Genomic DNA, 19,620 nt, shown 5'->3' with positions numbered 1-19,620 from the left:
GCCAAAAAATTGACACACATCAAACCATTGACGCTTATCGTATCGTATCAAAGTTCTAATACCCTGACGTGTAATACGTGTATTGAACTCTGTAAAATCTTTAGGTTACGCATCCAGTTTTTTATACACGGTTTATACAATGCCTAACCTTCTTAAGTTACTTAATATTAAAAACACCATTCTCTTGGTTTTTCTAATTCCCACAACACTTTTGATGGGGCTCATCGCTACCCAAATTTTCAAAGCCCAAGAACGCGCCGACCATGCCCAAGCATCACAAGAAGCGGTCGAGTTATTCCATTTGTTCGATAATATTGCTCATCAATTTGCTGTTGAACGAGGATTAACGGCAGGTGTGATAGCATCTAAAGGACAAGGGCCGCAAGTCACGGCACTAAAACAGCAAAGAGTGAAAGCCGATCAGGCGTATCAAAGTCTATTGGCCTTTTTGCCACAAGCTTTGGACAAACAACTGATAGACCGTTTAAGTCAGGATGTTCGACAACAGTTGGAACAACGGAATAGCATTCGCCAACAAGTTGATACTCTCAATATCAAGGATTCACCCTTTGCGTTTTACTCCAATATCAACCGCATGGCGCTTGATAACCTATCGGTGATTTTAACTCAGGTAGACGCTCCAAAACTTGAGCAGCAGTTACGCGGTCTGCACGCCTTACTAACTATGAAAGAAGAAGCCGGCAAAGCTCGTGGCGCTCTCAATGGTGCATTTGCCGGACAACGTTCAACGCTGGATGCTTACGCCAGCATCACCAGTTATATTGCAACCGAAGCCTATGCCCTTCGGCAAGCAACGCTTCTGTTTTCCGCCGAGCAAGCTCATGAGTTGTCTGCAATGACTAACAGTTCAAACTGGCGTGACGTGAATGCCATTCAACAAGATTACCTGTCACAGAAAGCAACGCTGGACAACTTGCAAGGACCAAGTGCTTCTCTTTGGTTTGAACTTGCCACCAAGCGTATCGGACAGATTAAGTCTATGGCCGATTCCATTGCCAACGATATGACAGCACTGGCGTTACAAAACCAGCAACAAGCACAGCACCTAGTCTATGCATATATCGCTTTAACATTGTTTGTGGTGCTACCTCTCTCCATCATCGCATTCATGTCAACCAATCGCCTGCATCGTCGAGTTAGTCGTTTTGTCGAACAAATCGACACCATTGCGCGCAGCAAGGATTTGAGTCTAAAACTGCCTTATGAGCAAAAAGATGAGCTTGGCAACATCGCTCATCACTTTAATCAGCTAACAGACAGCTTTGCGTCCGCATTACAAACCTCTCTCGATGTCGCACAAAAAACTGAGCAAGAAATGGCAGAGATGAGTAGGTTGGTCGCCTCGACTCAAACCGTGAGTCAGCAAACTCATCTGCGTTGTGACAATATCGCGACGGCTATGACAGAAATGGCGCAAACCAGTCAAGAAATGGCGGGCATTACCGTAGAAGCTCAACAAAGTGCTGATAGTGCTCAACATGATGCAATCCAGTGTCAAAGCCATGGAGAACATTCACTCTCGACCACGACCAAGCTAATTTCGAGTGTCGACGATACTTACACGTGTCTCGAGCAGTTGGAAGTAAAAATGGCGAATGTGTCAGAGATTCTCGACAACATCAATGCCATCTCTGAGCAGACCAATTTGCTGGCGCTGAATGCTGCCATTGAGGCGGCACGAGCGGGTGAGCAAGGGCGCGGGTTTGCCGTGGTAGCAGACGAGGTTCGCTCACTTGCTCAGCGCAGCAAAGAGTCAACCGAAGTCATCCGCAACCTTCTGGATGATATCTCTAGCAACGCGAAAACCTCATTTGAGAACATGCAGCAAAGTCGTGATGCCAGTTATTCGGCACAATCTATGGTATCGGAAACCAATGCCATGATCGAAACACTTATTGGCACCACCAAGAAGATCACAGACTACAACAGCAGTATTGCAACAGCGACTGAAGAACAAGCACAAACCACGCAATCGGTTGAATCAGATATTGATAACCTGCTCTCTATGGTAGAGGAAACCGATAGCAATATTCAGAAAATGAACAAAGAAATGCACATTGTGAAACAAAGAATGGAAGAGTTAGTGTCGGAAGTTTCTCTATTTAAACTAAACGCCTAATCAAGTATAAAAGCAAAGGCCCTAGTCAGTGATGACTAGGGCCTTTTTGATCGTCGTGACAATGCGTATTAGTCTTCAATTTTCGAGCGGTAAACAAAACCACCGATAAAGACAACCAATACCAATGCTAGCGCTTCTAGAGTAGGGACATCGAACATGTATTTGGCCTTATTGATGAGCTTGCCAAAACACTGCTGAAAATCCACAAACAAAGGCTAAAGCTAATCCAATGAAAGCAATCGCTTCGTGTTGCTGCTGAAATATTTCCATAATGCCAAAACTGTATGAGAAAAAGGATCTCAATAGTGAAGCAACTATTTCAGCTCCTCAAGATGATAGATATTCATTCAAATTACACAAACCGATAAATTTATTTCACACGAAAATACAAACCCTATTCCTCCTATTGAGAATGTTGACAGCCAGAAAGGCTTGTCTAACGGAACCGAGTTCCTCATCTGAACCAGATAGTCAAAAACGAGAGATAAATCACACTTAGCTAACTATCAATCTGACAAACACTACTAATCCCCTAGTTAAACTGATAAATTTAAATTATTAAAACATCGGTTTAATAAAAATAAAGTAGAGATTTAACTCAGCCTTACCAGCGTTTAATTCTGCTTAAAAAGACACCGCCACCGCAGAGTGAATCAACATCACCGCATAACTGAAAAGTGATACTCTGGCGTGGTTATATCTCCTCATCAAAGACAGTTAAGGCAATCACACCAAGGTGGGCTCAAACTCAATGAACCAATACAGAATCGCTATCATCGGTGAATGCATGATAGAGCTACAACGCAAAGATGATCTATTAAAACAAAGCTTTGGTGGTGACACACTGAATACCGCGCTTTATCTATCCCGCCTAACTCAAGGTCAAGATATTAACGTCAGCTACGTTACCGCACTGGGTAACGACCCGTTCTCGACTGAAATGATTGATACATGGAATAAAGAGGGTATTGATACAAGTCTGATTCTACGTCTCAACGACAAAATGCCAGGTCTTTACCATATTGAAACTGATAAAACAGGTGAACGCACTTTCTTCTATTGGCGTAGCGATGCTGCCGCGAAATTCGTCTTCGACCAAGAAGAGTCCGAACAGCTCATTAAGAAGCTACTGAGCTACGACGCGGTCTATTTAAGTGGCATTACACTGGCCATTTTGACAGATTCAGGACGTGACAAGCTTTTTAGCTTCTTAAGAGCTTTCAAAGAGAAAGGCGGGCAGGTCTTTTTTGACAATAACTTCCGTCCAAAATTATGGGCAGACCAGGCGACTGCAATCAATACTTACAAAGCGATGCTTAGTTTTACCGACACAGCATTGTTAACATTCGAAGATGAGCAAGCGCTATTTGGTGACGAGTTTGTAGAACAATGTATTGAGCGAACAAGCGAAGCCGGCGTCTCAGAAATTGCTATCAAGCGAGGCGCAAAAGATTGCTTGGTAATTGTGAACGAGCAAGCCAACTACATTGCACCCAAGCCAGTCAACAATATTATCGACACCACAGCGGCAGGAGATTCATTTAGCGCGGGTTACCTAGCGAAGCGCCTAACAGGCGGCGATGCTCTAGAATCTGCCGTAATGGGTCACAAAGTCGCAGGAGTAGTTATTCAACATCGCGGCGCCATTATTCCCAAGAACGCAACACCAACTCTTGATTAGTAGGACAAACAAAAATGACGACATTAAACGAACAGCTAGCAAGCTTGAAAGTAATTCCTGTAATTGCCATCAACAAAGTTGAAGACGCAATTCCACTAGGTAAAGCGTTAGTTGATAACGGTATGCCATGTGCTGAGATTACATTCCGTACTGAGTGTGCAGCAGAGGCTATCGCGGTAATGCGTAAAGAGTTCCCTGAAATGCTCATCGGTGCAGGCACTGTGCTGACTAATGCACAGGTTGACCAAGCGATTGAAGCAGGAGTTGATTTCATCGTTAGTCCTGGTTTTAACCCACGTACAGTCCAATATTGCTTAGACAAAAACGTACCAATTGTTCCTGGGGTAAACAACCCGAGCCTTGTTGAACAAGCCATGGAGATGGGTTTGCGTACACTTAAGTTCTTCCCCGCAGAGCCTTCTGGTGGTGTGAACATGCTTAAAGCACTTACCGCAGTTTATCCTGTGAAGTTCATGCCTACAGGCGGTGTAAGTCTTAAAAACGTAGACGATTATCTTTCAGTCAAGTCAGTATTGGCTTGTGGCGGTACTTGGATGGTGCCAACTAACTTAATCGACGAAGGTCGCTGGGAAGAGCTCGGACAATTGGTTAAAGATGCCGTTGCCCACGTAAACTGATCGATAGTTAGCAGCACAAACGCCGTAAACATTCTGATTTACGGCGTTTCATTTTATAAGTGGCTCTCTATTACCTAACTTGCTTCATGCAAACCTCACACAGCTGAGGCTTACGCTTTGTTGGCAAATATTTAGCCCAAAACTCAGGTTCGGCTTTGGTGACAAAAATCCCGCCAAGCAAAGGTAAAAGTAGACCCACAGATACTAACGAGATCGAGTTCCCAGCAATCCATGTAGAAATACTCAATGCGATAAGTGGAAAGAACAAAAAACAGATCGAAGCAGTAAACGGCGTAGACACTTGGCCTAATTTGAAATACGCCACAATGCCGCCGACACTGGCAAATACCCCTAGGTACAACACCGCTGTCATCGAGTCCAATGTGAACAGGCTTATGTCTGGTTGCTCAATCACCCAAGAAGTGAACAACAAAAACAATGACGCAAGAAAGCTTGGTACCGCATTATAGGTCAGCACTGGCGTGCCTTTGCAAAACCGTTCCACAAACACATACATAACTGCATGAATCGCTACCGCACCACCTAGGGCAGCAAAGCCAACTAAGTAGTTTTTGCCTCCCAATTTCATCTCTGTCGCCAGAATCAGAATGAGGCTTAACACCGCAACTAGCAGTCCTGCGATTTGAACTTTTCGTAGGCGTAAACCAAGAAACAGGCTCGACATAACCATCACCGCAATCGGCATGTTGGCGAAGATAATCGAAGCCAACCCAGAGGAAATATATTGCTCGCCAAATATCATCAACGTAAAAGGAATCGCAAAGTAGAAAATTGCGACCACATACATCCACGCTCGCTTTCCTTTAGGAAAGAATAACGGTTGTTTTAGGTATTTCGCCAGCATCACCAATAGAGGCGCAGCGATTAGAAAACGCATGCCCGTTGCGAAAATTGGTGGAATAGTCTGAACGGCCACTTCCATTGCAAACCACGTCGTCCCCCAAATAAGGCACACTGAGACAAACAGTAAAATAGGTAGCTGTTTACGCGACATCACAACCTCCTAATTTACTACAACGAATGAGATAGCGTAGAGGCGTGGCATTGAGCTTGCCACAAGCTTCGGATTTAGTTTTCATTTTTTATTCCCATCACAGGATGGTGCAAATAGCTTTATTTGCACGCACAACAAGTTCGCGTGAGTAATCACGCAATAAAATTGTTAACAGCGAAGCGCTGTAAGACAGGAACTAGGCGATGGGAGGTCGGTAGAGCGAGTGCATATCTGCGCTCGTATAAAGACTAGCCAGTCTTTGTGTGAGTTCATAACGATACGGAGCAAGGCGAGAATCTTGTGGCGTCTCAACTAAAGCAGAGCCTGATGCGTGACCATGGGAACAGCATTGCTTTTCGAAGCAAGCTCCTCCAGGCTCACAACAGCCTGAATCCTCAGTTTGCGATGTATCGGAGGTGATACCACAGAACTTCACATGCATGACTTGCGCCATGCTCAGTGTTGATTGCGGTAACGAGACTTCTGCACGCACAGCACCACTGGATAATACGAGTATTACCAGGATCGCGAGCAAGCTACAGATTGTGGATACGCTTTTAGCGAGCATCACAACGTCTCATTCAAGTAAGTAGAAAAAACACTTAAAAATTCTGAGTCTGAAGATACCTATCCAAGCTGCAACACACAATAGCCTTTGAGACGACTTTACATTTTTTTACGCGAATTTGGTCACTTACGTTAGTGCAACGATACCTCTGTGTGAATAACGCTACTTTGTAGAAATAACGTTAGTTTGAGCCATCGCTCTCGTGGACCATTGCTGACAATAATCTAAATTGCGTACCCAATCATCAAAACGTCGTAGCCAATCGTCAGCATCACTTCCTTCTCGGACATAGACGCCAAATCCATGTCCACCGCGCTCAAATAAGGTGAGTTCACTAGACACAGAGGCTGCCAATAGTGCATGGTGCAGCTTAAGGCTATGTTCAACTACAACAACATCATCGTCTTTAGCGTGCATAATGAGCATCGGGGCAACATCTGGGGAAATACGCTCATCAATAGACAACAAACTTATTTGCTGCGCATCGTTTAAGGCATTAACGACATTCTCATAAGAGCCTAGATGCGCGACACCAGAGGTCATCGACACCACAGGATACATTAAACAAGTGAAGTCTGGTCGGTTAGACAGCGTATCGGTACTTAACCATCCTGCTAAATGACCACCTGCGGAAAAGCCCATGATACCTACCCTTGCCATGGGTACTAGCTGGCGAACCAAAGTCAATGCTGCTCTTGCATCAACGATGGGCGTAAGCTGTTCTAAGTCAGAGCCATCGTTCTTTATAGGCAGTCGATAATTTAAACAGAACGCGTGATAACCCATTTCGCTAAGGCACTTTGCCACCTCTACGCCTTCATTATCAATCGATACAATTTGATAGCCTCCACCAGGAATAATGAGAATGGCGTGACCGTTGCTTCGCTCCGGCTGAAATTCAAGTAGTTCAGGGTGGGATATCTCGGAAATGAGCCGATGAGGATAGCGGAGCGGAGTTTGCGAATCGTTTACTTCCATTGGAGAGCGTTCCGAAAATCCATCACCTTGCTCAAGGGAATGGACTGTTACTGCTGGGAATAACTCCGAAAGCGAATAAATAGATTGCATCAAATTACTCGTTATTATTCTTTAAGTTAAATACCAAAGTAAAACGCTTCTTACATGTCGACAAGCGTTTATTGTGTAAACAATGAGCCGCTTCTCAGTACAAAAAAGCCGACCAAACGTCGGCTTTTAAAACTTCAATGCACGGTATATTAGTCGATAAGTGTGCGTACGTACTCTGCCAGTTCAGGTTCTTGGCAATTGGAGAAAAAGCATTCCTGAAACTGAGCACTACCGACCGCCGTTTTCACTAACTCTTGGTCAATTGCCTTCAGTGACGCCACAACATCTTTGCAAACTGCAGCTTTTACTTCTGACAAAATCGCAGCATTTTTCTGTTGAGGCTCTGCACGTTCAATAGGGTAGCCTTCGCCACGATTACCAGTGAAGGCCTTTTCAAAGATATAACGTACATTCAGTTCACCGGCCCAACCAAAGCCTTTCGCAAACGCCAGTGAAATCGCATTACCGTTGTTAATTTGATTGAAAAGAAATGCATCTGAAGGCTCTAGGCAGTAACCACACACAACACCAGGGTGAAGGTTGCTTGCCATCAAGGCACCTTGGCCAGTGCCACAGCCCGTAACGATGAAGTCTACTGCTTTTGAGTTCAGTAGGATGCTCGCCATGATGCCAAGGTGAATGTAAGTTAGGTGGTGATCGTTTTCATCTGTCATGCCGACATTGAATACATCGTGACCTAGATTGCCAGCCACAAGGTTTAGCTCAGAAGCAACCATTGCATTTTTTGGTGCTTGGCTGTTTTCCATCATTAGTGCAATTTTCATGTTCTTTCCCCAACGGCCTTATTAGCCGCGAATTTTCCTAAAACTAAATAACTGTGTCGTCGACCAATACATTGACCATGCTGCAGCTCAAACATCATGAGCTGTGCGCTGACCATCGCGAGTTAACCTAAAAATAGTCATTAAATTGGTTAATAGGAGCGTAGCTTCGAGCAGAGCGCCGCCAATTGAACCCACCATAATGTTGTTTGTTAACCAGCACATTGCGCCTAATAAAAAACCGATTCGCATCGCAATGCCCTGAAGCATAAACAGCGAATACGTACCAATTGCCGCTCCTAATATTGGCCAAAGCTGCGATAAGTTTTCGGCAATCATGCCACCTAAGAGGAGACTTAACGCAATGAAAATCAGAGCGACAATTTTGGAGTTTGTGTAAATGGCAGCTGTTGTTCTGACCGCGGAAAGCGCAGCAGCTAACGCAGAAGTTAACGAACCCAACAATAAAAAGTGGATAAGGTGATTAACGTTCAGTGCCAGCATCAAAATCTTCAGTCGTTTGTCGTTTTTTTGGTAAAAGGTAGAAATACCTAAACCATAACTTACAAACCCTAGTATCTGCCCGACAATGTACGCGTCCATCACCTAATCGTCTCCGGTTAGCGTGCCAACCATCCACCATCAACCGCAATGGTATAACCATTAATATAGTCTGATGCTTGTGAAGCTAAGAATACACAGGGACCAGCTAGATCTTCTGGCGTACCCCAACGATCGGCAGGAATACGCTCTAGAATTTCTGCGTTACGTTTTTCGTCTGCACGTAGCGCCGCAGTATTGTTCGTCGCCATATAGCCAGGTGCAATTGCGTTAACATTAATGCCTTCTTTGGCCCACTCATTTGCCATCAAACGCGTTACACCCATAACGCCACTTTTTGAAGCGGTATATGATGGAACACGTATGCCACCTTGGAACGAAAGCATGGAGGCAACATTGATAATCTTACCGCCCTCGCCTTGAGCGATGAACTGCTTAGCGACTGCTTGAGACATGAAAAACACCGACTTGATGTTGATATTCATCACGTCATCCCAGTCTTGCTCTGAGAAATCGATAGCATCGTTACGTCGGATGATACCTGCGTTGTTAACTAGGATATCAATTCGACCTAATTCGGTAACTGCACGGTCTACGATTCCTGGAATGTCGTCTAACTTCATCAAGTTAGCACGAATGTCGATAAACTTACGGCCCGTTTCTTCCATAAGAGCAATGGTTTCTGTCGGCTCAACAATATTCACTCCGACGATATCACAACCTGCTTTAGCCAGACCCAATGCCATACCTTGGCCCAAACCAGTATCACAGCCAGTTACGACTGCGACTTTCCCGTCTAATTTGAATGAATCAAGAATCATTTTTTATTCCTTCATAGATGTATTCGAGGACGAACCTTAGAGAGTTCTCACTGTTGTTAAATTAACCATACACAAAAAATGAATCACATTAAAGTTATTTTTGAAATGCTGTTTCATTTTTATATTTAGCTTATGTAAGTTTGTGAAGGCAATCGCACTATTCGGTTCTGATTTTTATGAAAAGCCTTTTTGAAATTACTGACATGGTAAGGTTGCAAGGCTATAATCGCGCCCACAACAAAAAATCAAAGGAAGATAGATGGATAAGTCCACGCAGCCAGAAGCCGTGTCCTCGGTACTCAAAGTGTTCAATATTCTGCAAGCCTTGGGCGAGCAAAAGGAAATTGGCGTTTCAGAACTGTCACAAAGACTCATGATGTCAAAAGCGACGACCTATCGTTTCCTACAAACCATGAAAACGCTCGGTTACGTTTCTCAAGAAGGAGAAGCAGATAAGTATGCACTTACTCTTAAAATGTTTGAACTTGGTTCGAAGTCATTGGAGTTTGTCGATCTTATTGATATTGCAGATAAAGAAATGCGTGAGATTAATAAAGTGACTAATGAAACGGTTCACTTGGGGTCTATTGACGATGGTTCGATCATCTATTTACACAAAATAGATTCAAGCTACCACTTACGTATGCATTCTCGGGTAGGCCGCCGCAATCCACTCTACAGCACAGCGATAGGTAAAGTGCTACTTTCCCACCTTCCTGACGCAGAAGTTCGTGTAATATTAGACTCGGTCGAATTCATCAAACACACAGACAAAACCCACGAGAACACAGAGCAACTGATTGAAGAGCTGAACACCGTTCGTGAATGTCATTATGGTGAGGACAACGAAGAGCAAGAGCCTGGACTACGTTGCATCGCTGTCCCTGTTTACGACCGTTTCGGCCATGCTATCGCTGCAGTCTCTGTCTCCTTCCCCATCATCCGTTTCGACGAAGAGAAGAAAGCAGAATACATCACGTTCCTGCACAATGCCGGAAGGACCATTTCTGAGCAGTTGGGTTATCACAATTATCCTGTTTAGGAAAAGGCTAAAAAGGCCCTCATTTAATGTTTGAGGGCTTTTGGTATCCAAATACGCTCATATACTTTCATTCTACCAATATTAATGATTCGTGCTTTGAACCATTGCTTAGCTATTTGGAATTATACATTTAATTACAGCATCTCGAAGCTAACCCTGAATCTATATTGAATGTACCTTAGTTAACTACTTCATAAGCTTGTGTTCAATTGACACCGAACAACTGCGGTAAATACATGGTAAAGAATGGGAAATAAGTTATTAACATCAGTCCGATAAATTGCAGTGCAAAAATAGGTAGTAAAGGTTTAATTATATTTGTTATTTTTTCTCCAGTGACGCTACAAGAAACAAACAATACTGTTCCTACTGGCGGTGTAATTAATCCCATACAGAGGTTATATACAATCACCACGCCAAACTGAACCGGGTCAATACCCAACATCATCGCGACAGGGTAGAAAATAGGGGTAAATATTAACAATGCAGGCGCCATATCCATGAAGATACCCACAGCCAACAAAGTTAGGTTCATCAGCAATAACAGCAACAGTTTGTTTTCAGTCACACCGATGAGCATCTCACCAATCGCATCAGGAATGCTCGCGAACGTCATACTCCAGCTCATCAATCCAGAACAAGCGATCAAGAACAGAATCACCGAAGAGGTCAGCGCCGAATCAAACAGGACCTTTGGCAGCGACTTTAAGCTCATGGTGCGATAAGCAAACGATAGTACCAAGCTGTACAGTACGGCAATACCACCCGCTTCAATCGCGGTAAATACGCCAGACAAAATGCCACCGATAATCACAAAAATCATCGTAAGACTAGGGAGTGTCTTCCATACTGTCAGTGCTATCTGCTTCCAATGGTATTGCGTATTGTCGACCGGGTATTTGAGCTTTTTGGCATAGAAGTAAGCCACAATCATCACAGACAACCCCATCATGATCCCTGGTAGGTAACCTGCCAAGAACATAGCGGCGATCGACGCACTTCCACCCGTGATCATGGAATAGATAATGAATATCCCCGTCGGTGGTATCATCATCCCTGTTGGCGCAGATGCGGCGTTAATCGCAGTTGAGATAGGCATGTCATAGCCTTTCTCTTTCGCCATTGGTGAGATAATGCCACCAATAGCGGTAGAAGCCGCGATGCCCGAGCTGGATAGACAACCAAACAACATGTTAGACAGTACATTCGCTTGCCACAGGCTTCCCGGAATACGTCGGCCTAGCAGCATCGCTAAATCGATCAAACGTCTCGCAATCCCGCCTTGGTTCATGATATTACCTGCCAAGATGAAAAATGGCAGAGCCAAGAACCCAAAGCTTTCTAAGCCACCGAATAACTTTTCACTCGCGGTTACCATCAAGACATCGGCATCAATTTGTAGCGACAAGACCCACAAGCCTGAGAACGCAAGTCCAACAGAAATGGGAATGTTCATTGCCAGCAAAAAGAAAAAGGCACTAAATAGTAAGACCGTCGAGGTCACTTCTAAATGCTCATCGACTAAATACTCATACCACTGCATTTGCTGCAGCGCTCCCCACATCCAATAGCTAAGAATGCCAATGGAGATCATCACTGTGGCGGTGATCACGGTTGAGCGTCCAAGCCCTACCAGTTCAATCACTCTTTTAAGCTGCATCAGTACAAAAAACACACCTGACAGCACCAAAATGCTTTGCAGAACCGACATAGATATCTGTAACATCGGTGAAGTAAACGCTGCGTTCTTCTGCATCGCGTTATAACCACCGTAGATGATGATTGCCGCCAACAGCACGGTTAACAGCGCACTAAAGATAGTGAGCCATTTCTGATGACGCTCGGAAAGCGCGTCATAAATGATAGGCAGACTTAAATGAAACCCTTTGGAAAAACATATCGATGAACCGATGAAGCTTAGCCAAATCATCAAGTAGATCAGCATCTCCTGTGACAACCCACTTGGGTCATTGAGCACATAACGGGTAAACACCTGATAGATGATCAGAACGCTCATGATGCCCAATATGACAGTAACGGTTTTTGACAACGCCACTTCACAGACGTGACACACTTGATAAAGAGCACGTTCAAATCGAGCCAGCGCAGACTCGTCTGGGTTATCGTCTAATCTCATGAGCTTTTCACGCATAACACACTCCTAGATTGCGCAAAGAGGAAAAAGGAGTGAAGCCATTGCTGACAATGACCCCACCCCAGGGGGTTAAAGAGAACGCTCTTGAAGCTCAAACATCTCTTTCAAGAATGGGCCTTTGTTGGGGTCCGCAAAAGCTCTTTCATAGATGGGCTTCATTGAGTCGATCAGCGGCTGTTTATCAATTTCGACAAACTTAACCCCTAAATTCTTCTCGGCAAGATCCATAGACTCTTGTGCATCAGCCATGATGACTTCTAGCGATTTATCACTGGTCGCTTGCATGATTCGTTTGACGGTTTCAGCGTCTTCCTCAGACATTTTGCCCAGCGCCTTCTCATTGATGACAATGAGATCGACCATGCGAGTTTGCTCCGTTAACACACCGTACTTCGCGTACTCACCAAACTTGATATCCCAAAGCGTGCCAAGGCCGCCTTCACCACCATCAATCATGCCTTGCTGCATTGCTGAATAGATCTCCGTGAAGTCGAGCGGTGTTGGAGATGCCCCCATCAGCCTAATCATTTCCATATACGTTGGGCTCGCCATGCTTCTTAGCTTCAAGCCTTTGATATCCTCAACACTTTCAACAGGCTTGGTTGAGTAAATGCTGCGTGGGCCCGTATCCATAAACCCAACCACTTCAAAACCTTTCGAATTCGTGGTCTGGAACAAATCCTTTTGCACCAAATCACTGTTCATCACCTGCTTAAACTCATCAAAGTTACGGAAGATGAATGGCAGATTGAGTACGCCAAACTTAGGCTCGATGTTTTCCATCATCGCACTATTAACCAGTCCCATATCCACTACACCGCTTTGGATCTGTTGCAGATATTGCGCTTGTCCGCCTAAAGTGCCATTGGCGAAAACTTTAATTTTGACGCGCTTATCTGTCTCTTTGGTGACGTTTTGAGCAAACTCTTGCAGCAGTTTACCTGTCGCACTGTCCGCTGGTACGTTAGACGCAAGCTTAAAGGTTTTGGCTATCACGCTTGGTGCTGATACCACCAGTAGGGTCGACATAATCACTGTCGCTAGGTTCTTAAATTTCATAACAATGTTCCTTATTGGATGTAAGTGATTGTACTATCACCAAAAAAAGTTCGTGTGCCCCATCGCACGCAATACGGCTTCGTAGTAGTAGTAATCGCCGTATGGCAACATTGAGTTGGCCAGATAATCGAGGTCAAGATCATGCGCGACATGAACAAACGACGCCGCTTGATTGAGTAGCCCTTGAGCTTCTGGAATGCTAGTGAGATCGCACTCGTCTCTGAGCGCACCAAGCATCTTGAGTCCAAACTGATGGTATTGCTGCGCTCGCTCACCTTCACCGAATTTCTCCAACACTTGGCTAAGCAATAACGCCCCTGCTGACGTCACCGATCCGGCAGAACTGTCTTTGTAAGGTACTTCATGCTCTGGCAAGCGGTAGTCCCAAATAGGGATACAGTCATCGCTAATATGTTCCATTACAAAATCAAGCAGCTTGGCACTGATATCCGCATAGCGCTTTTCACCTGACATTAATGCCAGCTGAGCAAAGCCATGGATAGCCCAAGCCTGCCCTCTCGCCCAGCAAGATTCGTCAGCGTAGCCTTGATAATTGCAGCCGCGGATAGGCTCATTGGTCGTCGTGTCAAAATCGAAGGTGTGATACGAGCTCCAGTCGTCACGAATGATGTGTTTGATCGTGGTTTCTGCTTGAGCGATAGCAACAGTTTTAAATGACTCAATGTTAGTCTCAGAATACGCCCACATAAGAAGCGGCAGGTTTTCCATGCAATCAATAATAATCTTGCCCTGGATTTGCTCTGCGTGTTCCTTACCCTCTGATCCCGCTGTCCATGCAACTAAGTAGTTACCATTCCAGTTAAAACGGTTTCGCAACGCTTCTGCCGCACGCAGCGCCAACGCTCGTGATTCTTTATTGCCTGTTAACTTGTAGTCCGCAACCGCGCTCAAGCTAAATTGAAATCCAAGGTCATGGTTCATTTGAATAGGCGTTGCCAGAATGCGCTCCAAATGGCCGTAACGCATTCTTGCCAAGTTGCGATACTTACTCTCGCCAGAAACCATGTAGGCCAACCACAACTGCCCCGTCCAAAAAGAATCGGTCCAAAAAATGTCTTTGTGATAGCGCCACTGATAATCTGATGGGCTCATTCCCACCATTGGATTGCGCAATCCAATACGCGGCGCATTGCGCTCAATACTCGCCAAAATGTCTTGGCTCATCATTTCATACATAGAACTCATGATTCACTACTTCCTAATCGATTCATTGGTTGATTATTAGGTTAGTGACTTCGTTATCGATAAACCGTGACTATCGGGGAGTTTGAAACAAGAAGATCCACTGAAACGTTTCATGAATTGTTTCAGTAAAAATCTCGTGTTCTCGCTCTGTTTCAAAGTTTTTAAGGCGTTACACTGTTTGTACTTCGGAAACAACCGAATTTTGGCAAGTAACTAAATCATTCTCATTGAAATTTTTCATTCAAACAGTGAGATCAGGTAGTCGATAAGAGAAGCAGAACATGGCAAAAAGAAACAAAACTACTCTGACTGACATCGCTAATATGTGTGGCGTATCAAAAGCCACAGTCTCTCGAGTCATCAATCAAAGTGAGCTTGTCAGTGACGATGTGGTAAAGCGCGTTCGTGAGGCACTGCATGCCAATGGCTATCGACGCAGACAACCAAAGATCAATATCCCAATGCCTGTTAGCAAAATAATGGTACTTGGCGAGCAAGACCTCAACTCACCACACAGTTTCTTCGGATCCATACTGCGAGACCTAAAATATCACTGCATGGATTTAGACATCGCCATCGAACTGGTCTTTCGTTCACAGCTCAGTATCACCGATACCGAGCAAGTCCTCACACGAGCTCAAGCCATCATAGTACTAGGGATGGATGATGAAGCGCTGCTGACTATGTTGCGCGCAACGCACCTGCCCGTCTTACTCATCAATGGTTACGACCCAAAAATGCAGTTCCCCAGTGTAACTCCTGATTATTACCTGGGGGGACAGCTCGCTGCTGATTATCTATTTGAGCTCGGGCACAAAAAAATCAAATGCATTACAGCGAACATCAAACCCACCGTCTATCAACGAACCGAAGGATTCAAACGAAGCCTATGGAGCCGAGGATTCACTTCTCCAGAATCGGTCATTGTCGATCTAGCTCCGTACATTTTAGAGACAGGAAATTTATCTGAAGACGTAAAACACTTAGGCACCGACTTTGGAGCGCATAAGTGGATCCCAGAGATGATAAGAAACGGTGAGTTTTCGGACTGTACGGCGATATTTTGTATATGTGATATGGTCGCGATGACGTTGATCGAAGCACTGAGAACCCAAGGAATACGTGTGCCAGACGATATCTCAGTACTGGGCTTTGATGATGTCGATATCGCCGAGCTTTCAACCCCGCCACTGACCACCATACGAACCGATCACAAACGGATAGCTAAAGTCGCTATACACAATCTTATCCAGTCGATAAATGAAGGTGGCGATACGGTGACTCGAACCTGCGTCTCGGTGTCATTGGTTAAAAGGCAAACTTGTAGGGAATACAAAAACGCTTAATGTTTTGAATATCACACTATTAAAAACAACAAAGGCGGGCATTCAATCATGAATTGTTCGCCTTTTCAGTTATAGACAGTCACTAAGTTAATGGCAGCGTAGCTTATTGATACTCTGGGTAATCGATATACCCTTTCTCATCACCACCATACAGACTCAGCCTTGCATCAGCATCAAACTCAGCAAGTGGCCAGTTGTTTTTGAAACGCGCCACAAGATCTGGATTGGTCACATACGGTGTGCCAAACGCCACAAGGTCGGCGTAATTGTTTTCAAGCAGTGCCATGGCACTCTCTTTAGCCAACTTGCCTGCAATCATGACTGGGTTTGGGTAAATGTCACGTACCTCTTTACGGAATAACTCTGGTGCTTCAACATAACGCGAGATGTTTTCAGAGAAATGCACATAAGCAAGATTCATTGGAGCCAGCGCGACAAGTGCCTTTTTCACCACTTCCACAATCTCTGGATCTTCTTCAGCAAAACCTTCCATGACGTGCGGCGAAACACGAACCGCGACTTTGTCACCACCGATTTCATTCACTACCGCTTGCATCACCTCAACAAGAAAACGGATACGGTTTTCTTGAGAGCCACCATATTGGTCAGTACGTTGGTTGCTAGAAAGTCGCATGAACTGGTCTAGCAGGTAGCCGTGCGCCGCATGAATTTCAATGCCATCAAAACCTGCTTCGATAGCGTTTTTCGCGGCTTGCACATAATCAGCAATAGTTTGCTGAATATCTTGCTCAGTCATCGCGCGCGGTTCGCCGGTTTCAATCATACCGAAGCCACCTTCTGGTAGCGGACCAAATACTTGGTCAGCCTCTTTAATGGCCGATGCCGACAAAACCTGCTCACCTGTGATGGATTCATGGCTGCGACGCCCCACGTGCCAAAGCTGAATGAATACTTTACTGCCTTGGTCATGAATCGCTTTAGTGACTTTTTTCCAGCCATCGATGTGCGCTTGGGTATAGATACCCGGAGTCAGAGAGTAACCACGACCAATAGCCGAGATGGGCGCGCCTTCTGTGATGATAAGACCCGCATTTGCACGCTGTGCATAGTAAGTCGCCATCATGTCATTTGGCACATCGCCCGGTTGAGTGGTGCGAGAACGAGTCATTGGTGCCATCGCAATGCGATTGCTTAGTTCAAGTTTGCCGTAGTTGAAGTGAGAAAAGATCATGTCGTATGCCCTCAATATCGTAATGGGGACATTCTAGCGACGAGTCATCTCTAGATTGAGAGCAATAATCACAAATGGCTTTTGTCAAAAATGCAAAAAACACGGCAACAAAAAAGAGAAAAGGAGATAAGACTACAGCGATAGTCTAGGCTGGATAAATTCAATAAACGCCGTAATGCGGCGCGCTACCGACGACGAACGGTAATAGACGGCATTGACTTGCTCGCGACCTGTCGTAGTGAGTTTTTCTGACTCTAGAAGTGGTACCAAACGCCCTTCTTCAATATCTTGTTTGACCATAAAGCCCGACATACAAGCAATTCCATTACCCGCCAGAGTTAACTGGCGCACCGTCTCACCATTACTCGACACCATACTTGGCTGAATCGTAGGGTTGCCGGGTAGTGGCCATTGGTTGAGTACTTTCGCTCCGACAAAACCAATCAAACTATGAGTGCTCAAGTCAGTAGCTGATTTGGGATAACCACGCCGTGCAAGGTAATCGGGTGACGCGACGAGATACAATAGACTCTTTCCCAACGGCTTAGCATGCAATGTTGAGTCGGTTAATTTACCTATACGAATCGCAACATCAGTGCGCTTCTCAAGTAAATCAACAAAACCTTCGTTGGAGGTCAGCTCAAGCTCAATATCTGGGTACTCTCTATTAAACTCAGCGATAAGTGGCACCAGTTGATGCAGTACAAATGGGCTTGCAGCATCGACTCTCAATCGCCCTTTTGGCAGCTCACCTCTAGCCATAATCTCCTCTTCGGTCTGCTGCAAAACACGCAGCCCTTCACGGATTCCTTCGATAAACTGACGACCTTCGTCGGTGAGCTCAATGCGGCGAGTCGTACGGTTTAAAAGCGTGACACCAAGTTGACTCTCAAGCTTACTAACACTGCGAGACACCTTCGCCACTTGAATGTCGAGCACCTCTGCGGCAGCGGAAAAACCGCCACTATCTACAACAGAGAGTAATATTTCCAGATCATCGGAACGAGTGAGCATATTTATTTCATAAATTGCAAAAGTGATGCCTTAGAGTATATCAATTCGGCAATGATCGGCGAGAAAGATCACGGGCTAAAATCAATGCCAGCCCGAGAATTTGCAGAAACACCGCGATGTTTTTGTAGTACACCATGTCTTCTTCGACGCTTGCTAACTTTTCGGACAGCCCTAAATTGTCGAGATAAAGCTCATCAATCAAATCACGCTGCGTGTCCTGTGCGCTATTGATGATAGTCATTAATTCAGGGAGGTGTTTACGATGAATAGGAGGAACATGAACTGTGACCCATTGAGATAGCTGCCCTCTCAACATATCCGCTATATCAGTATAAATATCATCGCCATCAAGATGTAGCAGTAGCGCTTCGCGCTTTCGTTCAAGCGTTTCCACTTGGTTCCACGCGAGCTGTATCGAATACAGATTTGTCTCTTTACGCTCTTGAATCAGAGCAATATCGCTCGACATTTTGTCCAGCACTTGGCTTGAAAGCACAATAGCCATTACATTAAGGATAAGACCAATGGAGACCATCATCCAAGCTGGCGGCAATAATGCTCTTGTCATCTTTATCTCCCTCTGTTTTTATTCAGTGTAGGCAACAATCGTGATTCGTCACACAACAGGCATTGAAATCAACAGGGTATGGGGGTTGGCGATACAGTCGAGGATAACTTTACAACTTACAGTATTCGCTGTGATGATCGATTGAAATTGCTAATCACCTTAGATCTTGCCCAAGACTTAGATGAAGAAAACGCTAAAGTGGATTTGGTATTTAAAGTCGACAACAACATACCGCAGGCTTTTGAGGGACAACTACTCTCAAACAGCAACTTCAAGATATGAAAAAGAAAATTGCCGAGATTGAGGCTAAGTACTCTACTGGTTTTAGCCTCTTATCACCGGGAAATCGAAAGTAAAATCGCTGCATTACCAAAGCTTATCAAAAGGAAGATACACAAGGTTTGAGACAATAAGACCCGCCATAGCAAAAATAGTGATTTGCATTCCTCTAACTCGACCTTTGAAGCGTTTGTTAAGTATCCCGTGGGCGTGAAGGCAGCGTCCCACAACAAAGCTCACCCCGATAACATGAATCCAAATCGCGGGCGCTCCGTTGTACTCCACAAAAGCCATGAGCATTAGAGTAATAGGAATATAGTCGACGGCATTCCCTTGTGCGCTTCTCGCAATTTGCAAGGCTTCCACACCACCATCGGCATAAGCGACCTGATTCGATCTTCGCTGTTTGATTACCTGAAATGACAGCCAGATCATTAAAGAAGCAAGAAGAGATCCGTACAACGCAGTTATCATCAATAAACCTT

The 19,620-nt window shown here is 44.8% G+C and carries 18 protein-coding genes; 5 read left to right on the top strand and 13 right to left on the bottom strand.

The genetic code is table 11. The features are described from left to right. Positions 1-139: 139 nt before the first annotated feature. The 3 genes from AWH66_RS10810 (at position 140) to AWH66_RS10800 (ending at position 4,459) form a co-directional block, all read left to right on the top strand. Positions 140-2,140, top strand: coding sequence for a methyl-accepting chemotaxis protein (locus AWH66_RS10810; protein WP_063602976.1), 2,001 nt, complete (start codon positions 140-142; stop codon positions 2,138-2,140). Positions 2,141-2,891: 751 nt separating this feature from the next. After that, on the top strand, positions 2,892-3,821 hold the full coding sequence (gene kdgK / locus AWH66_RS10805) for a 2-dehydro-3-deoxygluconokinase (protein WP_063602975.1): 930 nt from the start codon (positions 2,892-2,894) through the stop codon (positions 3,819-3,821). A gap of 14 nt (positions 3,822-3,835) precedes the next feature. Beyond that, complete coding sequence (locus AWH66_RS10800) at positions 3,836-4,459, top strand: bifunctional 4-hydroxy-2-oxoglutarate aldolase/2-dehydro-3-deoxy-phosphogluconate aldolase (RefSeq protein WP_063602974.1); 624 nt, start codon at positions 3,836-3,838, stop codon at positions 4,457-4,459. Between the two features lie 70 nt (positions 4,460-4,529). Here the strand turns inward: AWH66_RS10800 and AWH66_RS10795 are convergent, their stop codons facing one another. The 6 genes from AWH66_RS10795 to kduD form a co-directional block, all read right to left on the bottom strand. Then, complete coding sequence (locus tag AWH66_RS10795; RefSeq protein ID WP_063602973.1) at positions 4,530-5,474, bottom strand: DMT family transporter; 945 nt, start codon at positions 5,472-5,474, stop codon at positions 4,530-4,532. Between the two features lie 196 nt (positions 5,475-5,670). Then, on the bottom strand, positions 5,671-6,042 hold the full coding sequence (locus AWH66_RS10790) for a hypothetical protein (protein ID WP_063602972.1): 372 nt from the start codon (positions 6,040-6,042) through the stop codon (positions 5,671-5,673). 162 nt (positions 6,043-6,204) lie between these two features. Continuing rightward, entirely contained in the window at positions 6,205-7,110 is a 906-nt protein-coding gene (locus AWH66_RS10785; protein WP_063602971.1) for an alpha/beta hydrolase, read from the bottom strand. A gap of 149 nt (positions 7,111-7,259) precedes the next feature. After that, complete coding sequence (locus tag AWH66_RS10780; protein WP_063602970.1) at positions 7,260-7,895, bottom strand: RpiB/LacA/LacB family sugar-phosphate isomerase; 636 nt, start codon at positions 7,893-7,895, stop codon at positions 7,260-7,262. Positions 7,896-7,982: 87 nt separating this feature from the next. Then, positions 7,983-8,495, bottom strand: coding sequence for a YgjV family protein (locus tag AWH66_RS10775; RefSeq protein WP_063602969.1), 513 nt, complete (start codon positions 8,493-8,495; stop codon positions 7,983-7,985). A 17-nt stretch (positions 8,496-8,512) separates the two neighbouring features. Then, positions 8,513-9,274 carry a 2-dehydro-3-deoxy-D-gluconate 5-dehydrogenase KduD gene (gene kduD / locus AWH66_RS10770; protein ID WP_038227527.1) on the bottom strand — a complete coding sequence of 254 codons (762 nt, stop codon included), beginning with the start codon at positions 9,272-9,274 and terminating at the stop codon, positions 8,513-8,515. A 259-nt stretch (positions 9,275-9,533) separates the two neighbouring features. On the opposite strand from kduD, the gene kdgR reads away from it, so the two are divergent. Beyond that, a complete protein-coding gene (gene kdgR / locus AWH66_RS10765; protein WP_063602968.1) occupies positions 9,534-10,316 on the top strand; it encodes a DNA-binding transcriptional regulator KdgR in 783 nt (260 codons plus the stop codon). A gap of 205 nt (positions 10,317-10,521) precedes the next feature. Here the strand turns inward: kdgR and AWH66_RS10760 are convergent, their stop codons facing one another. The 3 genes from AWH66_RS10760 to AWH66_RS10750 form a co-directional block, all read right to left on the bottom strand. Further along, positions 10,522-12,468 carry a TRAP transporter large permease gene (locus AWH66_RS10760; RefSeq protein ID WP_083400005.1) on the bottom strand — a complete coding sequence of 649 codons (1,947 nt, stop codon included), beginning with the start codon at positions 12,466-12,468 and terminating at the stop codon, positions 10,522-10,524. Positions 12,469-12,540: 72 nt separating this feature from the next. Next, complete coding sequence (gene dctP, locus AWH66_RS10755) at positions 12,541-13,530, bottom strand: TRAP transporter substrate-binding protein DctP (protein WP_063602967.1); 990 nt, start codon at positions 13,528-13,530, stop codon at positions 12,541-12,543. Positions 13,531-13,566: 36 nt separating this feature from the next. Next, the gene (locus tag AWH66_RS10750) at positions 13,567-14,736 is read right to left on the bottom strand and encodes a glycoside hydrolase family 88 protein (protein WP_063602966.1); all 1,170 of its coding nucleotides are present in this window, start codon (positions 14,734-14,736) and stop codon (positions 13,567-13,569) included. A 281-nt stretch (positions 14,737-15,017) separates the two neighbouring features. On the opposite strand from AWH66_RS10750, the gene AWH66_RS10745 reads away from it, so the two are divergent. Further along, positions 15,018-16,082 (top strand): LacI family DNA-binding transcriptional regulator, encoded by a 1,065-nt coding sequence (locus tag AWH66_RS10745; RefSeq protein WP_063602965.1) that lies wholly within the window; start codon positions 15,018-15,020, stop codon positions 16,080-16,082. Between the two features lie 103 nt (positions 16,083-16,185). Here AWH66_RS10745 and AWH66_RS10740 read toward each other — a convergent pair whose 3' ends face one another. The 4 genes from AWH66_RS10740 to AWH66_RS10720 all read right to left on the bottom strand — a co-directional run bounded on the left by AWH66_RS10740 (position 16,186) and on the right by AWH66_RS10720 (position 19,609). Next, positions 16,186-17,274, bottom strand: a complete 1,089-nt coding sequence (locus AWH66_RS10740; RefSeq protein ID WP_063602964.1) for an alkene reductase — start codon at positions 17,272-17,274, stop codon at positions 16,186-16,188. A gap of 132 nt (positions 17,275-17,406) precedes the next feature. Beyond that, positions 17,407-18,288, bottom strand: coding sequence for a LysR family transcriptional regulator (locus AWH66_RS10735; RefSeq protein ID WP_063602963.1), 882 nt, complete (start codon positions 18,286-18,288; stop codon positions 17,407-17,409). Between the two features lie 40 nt (positions 18,289-18,328). Then, positions 18,329-18,856, bottom strand: coding sequence for a hypothetical protein (locus AWH66_RS10730; protein WP_063602962.1), 528 nt, complete (start codon positions 18,854-18,856; stop codon positions 18,329-18,331). Positions 18,857-19,222: 366 nt separating this feature from the next. Beyond that, positions 19,223-19,609 (bottom strand): MAPEG family protein, encoded by a 387-nt coding sequence (locus AWH66_RS10720; protein ID WP_063602960.1) that lies wholly within the window; start codon positions 19,607-19,609, stop codon positions 19,223-19,225. Between the last annotated feature and the right edge of the window lie 11 nt (positions 19,610-19,620).

The organism is Vibrio barjaei (genome assembly GCF_001639065.2).
GTDB lineage: Bacteria > Pseudomonadota > Gammaproteobacteria > Enterobacterales > Vibrionaceae > Vibrio > Vibrio barjaei.
Note: the sequence above shows the minus strand (reverse complement) of the source record. Positions and strands in the feature narration are given on the sequence as shown.